10 protein-coding genes are annotated in these 9164 nt (G+C 61.9%); 5 read left to right on the forward strand and 5 right to left on the reverse strand.

The annotated features are described in order from the left end of the window. Positions 1-11 precede the first annotated feature (11 nt). From ACK5NW_RS04750 to ccmC, 3 genes are read right to left on the reverse strand one after another with little or no spacing between them, the layout of a single operon-like run. Positions 12-476 (reverse strand): cytochrome c maturation protein CcmE, encoded by a 465-nt coding sequence (locus ACK5NW_RS04750; RefSeq protein WP_416925578.1) that lies wholly within the window; start codon positions 474-476, stop codon positions 12-14. Then, entirely contained in the window at positions 473-658 is a 186-nt protein-coding gene (ccmD, locus tag ACK5NW_RS04755; RefSeq protein ID WP_416925580.1) for a heme exporter protein CcmD, read from the reverse strand. Before ccmD ends, ACK5NW_RS04750 begins: the two co-directional genes overlap by 4 nt. After that, the gene (ccmC, locus tag ACK5NW_RS04760; RefSeq protein ID WP_416925582.1) at positions 651-1424 is read right to left on the reverse strand and encodes a heme ABC transporter permease CcmC; all 774 of its coding nucleotides are present in this window, start codon (positions 1422-1424) and stop codon (positions 651-653) included. The genes ccmD and ccmC overlap by 8 nt, the downstream gene beginning before the upstream one ends. A gap of 344 nt (positions 1425-1768) precedes the next feature. Between ccmC and ACK5NW_RS04765 the strand changes: the two genes are divergently transcribed. The 5 genes from ACK5NW_RS04765 (at position 1769) to ACK5NW_RS04785 (ending at position 6715) form a co-directional block, all read left to right on the forward strand. After that, positions 1769-2698, forward strand: coding sequence for a branched-chain amino acid ABC transporter permease (locus tag ACK5NW_RS04765; protein WP_416925584.1), 930 nt, complete (start codon positions 1769-1771; stop codon positions 2696-2698). A gap of 19 nt (positions 2699-2717) precedes the next feature. Beyond that, positions 2718-3917 carry a branched-chain amino acid ABC transporter permease gene (locus ACK5NW_RS04770; RefSeq protein WP_416925586.1) on the forward strand — a complete coding sequence of 400 codons (1200 nt, stop codon included), beginning with the start codon at positions 2718-2720 and terminating at the stop codon, positions 3915-3917. A 22-nt stretch (positions 3918-3939) separates the two neighbouring features. Next, on the forward strand, positions 3940-4716 hold the full coding sequence (locus ACK5NW_RS04775; RefSeq protein ID WP_416925588.1) for an ABC transporter ATP-binding protein: 777 nt from the start codon (positions 3940-3942) through the stop codon (positions 4714-4716). A 1-nt stretch (position 4717) separates the two neighbouring features. Then, positions 4718-5434, forward strand: a complete 717-nt coding sequence (locus ACK5NW_RS04780) for an ABC transporter ATP-binding protein (RefSeq protein WP_416925590.1) — start codon at positions 4718-4720, stop codon at positions 5432-5434. Positions 5435-5569: 135 nt separating this feature from the next. Further along, positions 5570-6715 (forward strand): branched-chain amino acid ABC transporter substrate-binding protein, encoded by a 1146-nt coding sequence (locus ACK5NW_RS04785; protein ID WP_416925592.1) that lies wholly within the window; start codon positions 5570-5572, stop codon positions 6713-6715. Positions 6716-6926: 211 nt separating this feature from the next. Here ACK5NW_RS04785 and panC read toward each other — a convergent pair whose 3' ends face one another. Together panC and panB are read right to left on the reverse strand one after the other, a co-directional pair. Then, entirely contained in the window at positions 6927-7784 is an 858-nt protein-coding gene (gene panC, locus ACK5NW_RS04790) for a pantoate--beta-alanine ligase (protein ID WP_416925594.1), read from the reverse strand. Positions 7785-7836: 52 nt separating this feature from the next. Continuing rightward, the gene (gene panB / locus ACK5NW_RS04795; RefSeq protein WP_416925596.1) at positions 7837-8733 is read right to left on the reverse strand and encodes a 3-methyl-2-oxobutanoate hydroxymethyltransferase; all 897 of its coding nucleotides are present in this window, start codon (positions 8731-8733) and stop codon (positions 7837-7839) included. Between the last annotated feature and the right edge of the window lie 431 nt (positions 8734-9164).

The following is a 9164-nucleotide window of genomic DNA, read 5'->3' on the forward strand; positions in this document are numbered from 1 at the left end:
GCTCTTGCTCTTTACTCTTGCCTGGGTTTGGCGGCCACGGGATGCATGTCAACACCGGGCGCGACGTAATTCTCGTCGTGCTTGGCCAGCACCTCGCTGGCCACCAGTCGGCCCTGCGCATCCAGCCGCCCCTGGGCCACCGCACCTTTGCCTTCGACAAACAAATCTGGCAGCACGCCGCGGTACACCACGGGCACGGTGTGTTGCCCGTCCATCAGCGCAAAGCGCACTTCCAGCGCCTGATCACCCGCCCCACGGTTGCGCCGCACCGAGCCAGTTTCCACCAGCCCGCCGATGCGCACGCTGTCTTTGCCCTGCGCCTGCCCCGCCGCCACCTGACTGGGGGTGAGAAAAAACACCAGGTTGTCGTTGAACGCGCGCAGCGCCAGCGCCACAGCACTGCCGCCCAACAGCAGCGCAGCCAACGCCATCGCCAGGCGGCGGCGGCGCGGTGTCCAGCCGGTGGTTGCCGTCATGGTGCGCCGCCCTCATCTGCCGCAAGTGCGTTGCCAGGTGGCGCGGGCCGCCACAGCACCCACGCTTCCAGCGCTACCGCCAGTGCACACGCGCCAAATGCCGCCCACACGTACCCCCCGTGGCGGCCCATGCGTAAAAACGCCGCCACATCGGGCCACCAGGGCGTCAGCGCTTCAAGCACGAGCGGCCTCCAGCGGCGCAGACTCCAGCGCCTCGGCTTGCAGGCTGTGCAACCAGTGGGTGTGCGCCTCGCGCTCGGCAATCAGCCGCTGCACGCGCCGGAACGAAGCGGCAAACGCCCACATCCAGGCCGCGCCAGTCATCAGCAGCAGGCCCGCCAGCGTGGCCCCCGGCATGCTGGCACCTTGCGTGGTGATGCTGGCCCCCTGGTGCAGCGTGTTCCACCAGTGGACTGAAAAGTAAATCACCGGCAGGTTCAACGCCCCCAGCAGCGCCAGCACGGCGCAAGGCCGATCGGCGCTGGCGCGCCCTTCATGCGCGCGCAGCAAAGCCAGATAGCCCAGGTACAAAAACAGCAGCAGCAGCGAAGTGGTCAACCGCGCATCCCACACCCACCAGGTGCCCCACATGGGTTGACCCCACAGCGCGCCGGTGATCAGCGACAGCAGGGCAAACATCGCACCTGTGGGGGCCAGCGCGTGCGCCATCAAAAACGATGCGCGGGTGCGCCACACCAGACCAATCAGCGCCCAGAAGGCCATCACGGCATAAATCCACATCGACATCCAGGCTGCAGGCACGTGCACATAAAGAATGCGATAGCCCTCGCCTTGCACTGCGTCTGACGGCGTGGCCACCAATGCCAGCCACAGCCCCGGCAGCAGCAGCGCCAGCGCCAGCCACGCGCAACGTGGTGCCCAGCGCCGTGCCAGCCCGTGCAAGCGCTTGGGGGCAGCGTAGTGAAACAGCATCGGCTCTGCGGGCATGCGGCGACTCTATGGGCGTACGGCCCACCCTGCCTTGATCTGGCGCAGCTTTTGACGCAAGTCAAGCCTGAAGCCTTCGCAGACCTTCGCAGACCATAGGCTCGCCCCCAATCACCGCCCATGCACCAATCCAGGGACAGTGCCTACCGGGGAAAGCACCAGCTTATCTGCGCCATAACGACGGCATCAGTCAGCTACAATTTTTAATAAATTGGCTTGTGCTGGGCATCAAACTTGCATGGATCGCAACTGGATGCCTTCGATGCAGGCTGATTATTTTGGCTGGGCCTGTCCCAAACGGCGGTGATCCCGCAGCGGCAAACAGGTCAGGAGGAAAGTGTTTCATGGATATCTTGCTACAGCAGATCATCAACGGTCTGGTTCTGGGCAGCATGTACGCCTTGATCGCCTTGGGCTATACCATGGTGTACGGCATCATTCAGCTCATTAATTTTGCCCACGGCGAGGTGTTGATGGTGGGGGCACTGACGGCGTGGTCCATCATCGGCCTGATGCAGTCCAGCATGCCCAGCGCGCCGGGCTGGATCATCCTGCTGCTGGCCACCCTGATTGCCTGCACCGTGGCTGCCTTGCTGAGTTTCGTGATTGAAAAAGTGGCCTACAAGCCCCTGCGCAACAGCCCGCGTCTGGCCCCGCTGATCACCGCCATCGGCATGTCGATCCTGCTGCAAACGCTGGCCATGATCATCTGGAAGCCCAACTACAAGCCCTTTCCCACCTTGCTGCCCAGCGCGCCTTTTGAAGTGGGCGGGGCTTACATCACCCCCACGCAGATCGTGATTCTGGCCGTCACGGTCATCGCGCTGGCGATCATGATGTGGCTGGTCAACTACACCAAGATTGGCCGCGCCATGCGCGCCACGGCCGAAAACCCGCGCGTGGCAGGACTGATGGGCGTCAAACCTGATGTGGTGATCTCGGCCACCTTCATCCTGGGTGCCATTCTGGCTGCCATTGCGGGGGTGATGTACGCCTCCAACTACGGCACGGCGCAGCACACCATGGGCTTTTTGCCTGGCCTGAAAGCATTTACCGCTGCGGTGTTTGGCGGCATTGGCAACCTGGGCGGCGCGGTGCTGGGCGGGCTGATTCTGGGGCTGATCGAGGCCATTGGATCGGGCTACATCGGCACGTGGACGGGCGGATTTCTGGGCAGCCACTACACCGACATCTTCGCCTTCATCGTGCTGATCGTGATCCTCACGCTGCGGCCTTCCGGCCTGCTGGGCGAGCGCGTGGCCGATCGGGCCTGATGGGCGGGAGATCAACAACATGACGCAAAAAAACAAACTTCTCGCCTTTGTGCTGTGCGGCATTGGCCTGCTGGTGCTGCCCATCATCTTGCAATCGTTTGGCAACGCCTGGGTGCGCATTGCCGATATCGCGCTGCTGTACATCATGCTGGCGCTGGGGCTGAACATCGTGGTGGGCTATGCCGGTCTGCTGGATCTGGGCTACGTGGCGTTTTTTGCCGTAGGTGCGTACATGTTTGGCCTGCTGGCCTCGCCGCATCTGACCGAAACTTTTCCGATGCTGGCCGCCGCCTTCCCAAACGGCTTTCACACCTCGCTGTGGATGGTGATTCCGCTGGCGCTGTGCCTGGCCGCACTTACTGGCGTTTTGCTGGGCATTCCGGTGCTGAAGCTGCGTGGCGACTACCTGGCCATCGTCACGCTGGGCTTCGGGGAGATCATCCGCATCTTCATGAACAACCTGGATCACCCCTACAACATCACCAACGGCCCCAAGGGCATCAGCGAGATTGATTCGGTGAAGATTCTGGGGCTGGATCTGGGGCAGCCGCTGACCATCGGCGGCTTTGAAGTCGCCTCGGTCACGCTGCACTACTACCTGTTTCTGGCGCTGGTGATTCTGACCATCGTGATCTGCCACCGCTTGCAGGACTCGCGCATTGGCCGCGCCTGGATGGCCATTCGTGAAGACGAAGTCGCCGCCAAGGCCATGGGCCTGAACACGCGCAACCTGAAACTGCTGGCCTTTGGCATGGGCGCATCGTTTGGCGGTGTGTCGGGGTCGATGTTTGCCGCCTTTCAGGGCTTTGTGTCCCCCGAATCATTCAGCCTGATGGAATCGGTGATGATCGTGTCCATGGTGGTGCTGGGCGGCATTGGGCATTTGCCCGGCGTGATTTTGGGTGCCGTGCTGCTGTCGGCCTTGCCCGAGGTACTGCGCTACGTGGCAGGCCCCTTGCAGTCGATGACCGATGGCCGACTGGACGCCGCCATCTTGCGCCAGTTGCTGATTGCCCTGGCCATGATTTCCATCATGCTGCTGCGCCCGCGCGGCATATGGCCTGCGCCTGAACACGGCAAAGTGCGCCCTGGTTCAGACACCGAAGACCCAGGCCGGATTGCCCCGCTGTCGGCGCAAGACAATCCACCTGGCATTGACTTCCCAGGCGACGCCGAGCCGGACAACACGCCGAACCGGCAGTTCACCATCAACCCTTGAGCCACGGAAAAACGATTCAAACATGAGCACATCGCCATCCGTACTCAACGTCCAGGGCGCATCCAAGCGTTTCGGAGGCTTGCAGGCCCTGTCCGACGTCAACATGACCATTGAGCGCGGTCAGGTCTATGGACTGATCGGCCCCAATGGCGCGGGTAAAACCACCTTCTTCAACGTCATCACCGGGCTGTACACGCCCGACAGCGGTACGTTCGAGCTGTGCGGTAAGCCCTATAAACCGCAGGCCGTGCACCAGGTAGCCCAAGCCGGCATTGCCCGCACGTTCCAGAACATTCGCCTGTTTGCCGACATGACGGTGCTGGAAAACGTGATGGTCGGTCGCCACGTGCGCACCCATTCCGGCCTGGTGGGTGCCATCTTCCGCACGCCCGGCTTCAAGGCTGAAGAGCGCGCCATCACCGAGCGCGCCCAGCAACTGCTGGACTACGTGGGCATTGGCCAGTTGGCCCACCTGCGCTCGCGCACCCTGTCCTACGGCGACCAAAGGCGGCTTGAAATTGCCCGCGCCCTGGCCACCGACCCGCAACTGATTGCCCTGGACGAACCCGCCGCAGGCATGAACGCCACCGAGAAAGCGCAGTTGCGCGAGTTGATCGACCGCATCCGCAACGACAGTCGTACCATCTTGCTGATCGAGCACGACGTCAAGCTGGTCATGGGTCTGTGCGACCGCGTCACCGTGCTCGACTACGGCAAGCCGATCGCCGAGGGCACCCCGGCAGAAGTGCAAAAGGACGAAAAAGTCATCGAAGCCTATCTGGGCACCGGAGGGCATTGAAATGACGCAAACCCTGTTGAAAGTCACTGGCTTGAAGGTGGCCTATGGCGGCATTCAGGCCGTCAAGGGCGTGGACTTTGAAGTGCACGAAGGCGAGCTGGTGTCACTGATCGGCTCCAACGGCGCGGGAAAAACCACCACCATGAAGGCCATCACCGGCACCTTGCCGCTGGCCGGAGGCGACATCGAATACCTGGGCAAATCCATCAAGGGTCAAGGCCCGTGGGATCTGGTCAAACAGGGCCTGGCCATGGTGCCCGAAGGCCGCGGCGTGTTCACCCGCATGAGCATCACCGAAAACCTGCAAATGGGTGCCTACGTCCGCAACGACAAGGCTGGCATTGCGCAAGACATTGAAAAAGTGTTCACTATCTTCCCGCGCCTGCGCGAACGCAAAGACCAGTTGGCGGGCACCATGTCTGGTGGCGAGCAGCAAATGCTGGCCATGGGCCGCGCACTGATGAGCAGGCCCAAACTGCTGCTGCTGGACGAGCCTTCGATGGGCCTGTCGCCCATCATGGTGGACAAAATATTTGAAGTGGTGCGCGATGTCTACGCACAAGGCGTCACGGTGCTGCTGGTTGAGCAAAACGCCAGCCGCGCGCTGGCGCTGGCCGATCGGGGTTACGTGATGGATTCTGGCCTGATCACCATGACCGGCCCCGGCCAGCAACTGCTGACCGACCCCCGCGTGCGCGAAGCCTATCTGGGCGAATGAGCGGCCATAGTGAACCGCAGTCAGCCATCCCCCGGCCCGACGCGTTGAATATCAGTTTTGTGAATCAGGCACAGCGCCCACCACAAGGCGCTGTAAATTTTGTATAGCTGTGCAATTTTGATTGGAGGCACGTTTATGTTGAAGACTTCCCGCTTTTTTCTGTCAGCCGTGGCCGCTGGTGCTGCACTGGCAGCCGCTGCCAGCGCGCAAGCGCAAGACGCGCAAGTGGTGCGCATCGCCCACGTCGGCCCCACCTCGGGTGGCATTGCACACATCGGCAAAGACACTGAAAACGGCGTGCGCATGGCCATTGACGAGTTGAACGGCCAGGGCATCACCATCGGTGGCAAGAAAATCAAGTTCGAGCTGGTGGCCGAAGACGACGCGGGCGATCCCAAGCAGGCCACCACCGTGGCGCAAAAGCTGTGCGACCAGAAAGTGGCAGGCATCATCGGACACCTGCAATCGGGCACCACCATTCCAGCCTCCAGCATTTACAACAAATGCGGCATCCCCCACATCACCACCGCCGCCACCAACCCCGACCTGACCAAGCCCGGCTACAACACCACCTACCGCCTGATTGCCAACGACAACGCCCTGGGCGCGGCCGTGGCCATTTATGCGGCCAGCGCGCTCAAGCTGAAAACCGTGGCCGTAATTGACGATCGCACCGCCTACGGTCAAGGTCTGGCCGAAGTGTTCAAAGACGAAGCCAAAAAGCGCGGCATGAACGTGGTGTCGTCCGAATTCACCACCGACAAAGCCACCGATTTCATGGCCATCCTCACCAACATCAAGGCCAAAAAGCCCGACGCCATCTTCTTTGGCGGGCTGGATGCGCAGGCCGGCCCCATGCTGCGCCAGATGGAACAACTGGGCATGGGCCAGATGAAATATTTTGGCGGCGACGCCCTGTGCACGCCCAAGCTGTCCGAGCTGGCATCCAAGGCCGCTGTCGTCGGCAACGTAACCTGCGCCACGGGAGGCATTTCCGTCGAGAAAATGGCAGGCGGGCCAGACTGGAAAAAGCGTTACGATACCAAGTTTCCCAACCAGTTCCAGATCTACAGCCCCTACGCCTACGACGCCACCATGGTGCTGGCCGATGCCATGAAGCGCGCCAACTCCACCGACCCCAAGGTCTACCTGCCGCAACTGGCCAAAACCAACTACAAGGGCCTGACGGCGCAGGTGCAGTTCACGCCCAAAGGCGAGCTGACCCAGCCTGCCGTTACCTTGAACGGCTACAAAAATCAGCAGCGCACGCCGCTGAACTGACCTCCAGCATTTTGCTTTCGATCAAGGTCAAAGCCACGCAAGAGCGTGGCTTTTTTGTATCTGCATACTTGGTTAAATCGGCCGTTTATGAAGATAAATTAAGCGTATATTGCTTTTAAACTTATAGCAATCTGGCGTTTGAGTCACTTTTCGACTGCTGCTGCACCGGCCACAGACCAGCGAGGCCATCAACGTGCGCCTTTCGGCGTGCTCAAACCTCCAGGTTGTCGATCAGCCGGGTGCCACCCAGCTTGGCCGCGCCCAGCACCACCAGAGCACCGTCGCCATCGCCCGCCTGCGCAGGCAGCAGGTCGGTGCGGCGGCGCACTGTCAGGTAATCCGGTGTCCAGCCACGCGTGGTCAGCGCTTTCATGGCGGCAGCCTCCAGGGCAGGCAGTTGCTGGGGCAGCGCATGGGCGGCGGCCAGTGCATCGCGTCCCAGCGCGCGCAGGCTCAGGCTGAGTTGCAGCGCCTCGGCACGCTCGGCTTCGCTTAAATAACGGTTGCGCGACGACAGCGCCAGGCCGTCTTCAGCGCGCTGGGTTTCGCCCAGCACGATGTCGATGGGCAGCGCAAACTGCCGCACCATTTGGCGAATCACCATTTGCTGTTGGTAGTCTTTTTTGCCAAACACCGCCACGCCGTGCGGCTTGCCCGCAAACACGGCGGCAAACAGTTTCATCACCACCGTGGCCACGCCGGTGAAAAAGCCGGGGCGAAATTCACCTTCCAGCAAATCGGCCAGGGCCGGATCGGGCAGCACTTTGAAAGTTTGTGGCTCAGGGTACAGGTCTTGCTCGCGCGGGGCAAACAGCACATCGCAGCCTACGGCTTGCAAGGCGGTGCGGTCGGCTTCCAGCGTGCGGGGGTAACTGTCAAAGTCTTCGTGCGGCAAAAACTGCAAGCGGTTGACGAAGATGCTGGCCACGGTGACGTCGCCCAGCGGCTTGGCCTGTGCAAACAGCGCCAGATGCCCGGCGTGCAGGTTGCCCATGGTGGGCACAAAGGCGGGGCGCTCGGCATGGCGCAGGGCGTGGCGCAGTTCAGAAAGGGTGTGGACGATGAGCATATAGGTGGCAACGGCTGCAAAAAAATGATGCGCGGGGCGAAAAGCTGGCAGGCTACCACGCGTGCAGCGCATCGTCTGGAAAGCTGCCATCTTTCACAGCGCGCACATAGGCTTCAATGGCGGCCTTGACACCACCTTCTCTGCCCCCGCCGCTGTCGGCCATAAAGTTGCGCACAAACTTCGGGTTCTTGCCCAGGTTGACACCCAGCATGTCGTGCAGCACCAGCACCTGGCCCGCCGTGCCGCGCCCGGCACCAATGCCGATGGTGGCGCAGCGTGGCAGCGCTTCGGTCAGCTCGGCTGACAGCGCGGCGGGCACCATTTCCAGCACCAGCATGGCGGCACCGGCATCTTGCAGCGCCAGTGCCTGGGCGCGCAGGGTTTGCGCGGCCTGGTCACCACGGCCTTGCACGCGGTAGCCGCCCAGCGCGTGCACGGTCTGCGGCGTCAGACCCAGGTGGGCGCAGACGGGGATACCACGCTCGACCAGAAAGCACACCGTGTCTTCCGTCCAGCCGCCGCCTTCGAGCTTGACCATGTGCGCACCGGCCTGCATCAATACAGTGGCCGAGCGCAGCGCCTGCTCAGGCGATGCGTGGTAGCTGCCAAACGGCAGATCGGCGATCAACCAGGCCGTGCCTTGCACACGGTGCAGGCCGCGCGCCACGCTTTCGGTGTGGTAGCGCATGTGCTCCAGCGTCACGCCTACAGTGCTGGGCAGGCCCTGACAGACCATGCCCAGCGAGTCTCCCACCAGCAGGCATTCAACCCCCGCCGCATCGGCCACAGCAGCAAAGGTGGCGTCGTAGGCCGTGAGCATGGTGATCTTCTCGCCATCGGCGTGCATTTGCGCCAGTCTGGGCAGGCTGATGGGCTTGCGCCGGGATACGGGCGAGGCGGGAGGCAAGGTGCCGTAGGGGGAGCCGGGTGGCGTAGAAGTGGTGACCATACAGTGTTTTCATCGGGCTTATGAAGCACAGCACGATATCTGGGCCAAAAATCTATTTTCGTGCTGGCAATGAAATTACCGTGATGGTAACGCCGGGATAAAAAACTGACCGATTAACCCCTTTCTGCCTTTTGGTGGTCGATCAAATCAGTGCTGCTTAAGCTGCTGCGCCGCATGCCCAAGCGCTCTTCGCGTCAGCACCTGGGTGGCCAGAACAGGCTCATCGGCAAAAATGGCGTCTTGCACGCAGACATGCGCTGCACGAATCAAAGTCCAACGGGTCTTCCGAGCCTCGCCGTTGTGTAAGTTGTCCTTGTGGAGTTTCGGCGACCCACCATCCCTCACAGCCCCAGCGAGCGCACCTTCGGTGGCTCTTGCATGATCTGCACCTGCTCATGCGTTTGCTGCTGCGCCACCAACTCCTTTTGCGC

The sequence above is a fragment of the Ottowia sp. genome (assembly GCF_047975795.1).
In the GTDB taxonomy this organism is placed as follows: Bacteria; Pseudomonadota; Gammaproteobacteria; order Burkholderiales; family Burkholderiaceae_C; genus Ottowia.

Coding starts and splice junctions, on each gene's coding strand:
- ACK5NW_RS04785 (WP_416925592.1), top strand. CDS start 5,570: ATGTTGAAGACTTCCCGCTTTTTTCTGTCAGCCGTGGCCGCTGGTGCT.
- ACK5NW_RS04770 (WP_416925586.1), top strand. CDS start 2,718: ATGACGCAAAAAAACAAACTTCTCGCCTTTGTGCTGTGCGGCATTGGC.
- ACK5NW_RS04775 (WP_416925588.1), top strand. CDS start 3,940: ATGAGCACATCGCCATCCGTACTCAACGTCCAGGGCGCATCCAAGCGT.
- ACK5NW_RS04750 (WP_416925578.1), bottom strand. CDS start 476: ATGACGGCAACCACCGGCTGGACACCGCGCCGCCGCCGCCTGGCGATG.
- panB (WP_416925596.1), bottom strand. CDS start 8,733: ATGGTCACCACTTCTACGCCACCCGGCTCCCCCTACGGCACCTTGCCT.
- ACK5NW_RS04780 (WP_416925590.1), top strand. CDS start 4,718: ATGACGCAAACCCTGTTGAAAGTCACTGGCTTGAAGGTGGCCTATGGC.
- ACK5NW_RS04765 (WP_416925584.1), top strand. CDS start 1,769: ATGGATATCTTGCTACAGCAGATCATCAACGGTCTGGTTCTGGGCAGC.
- ccmC (WP_416925582.1), bottom strand. CDS start 1,424: ATGCCCGCAGAGCCGATGCTGTTTCACTACGCTGCCCCCAAGCGCTTG.
- panC (WP_416925594.1), bottom strand. CDS start 7,784: ATGCTCATCGTCCACACCCTTTCTGAACTGCGCCACGCCCTGCGCCAT.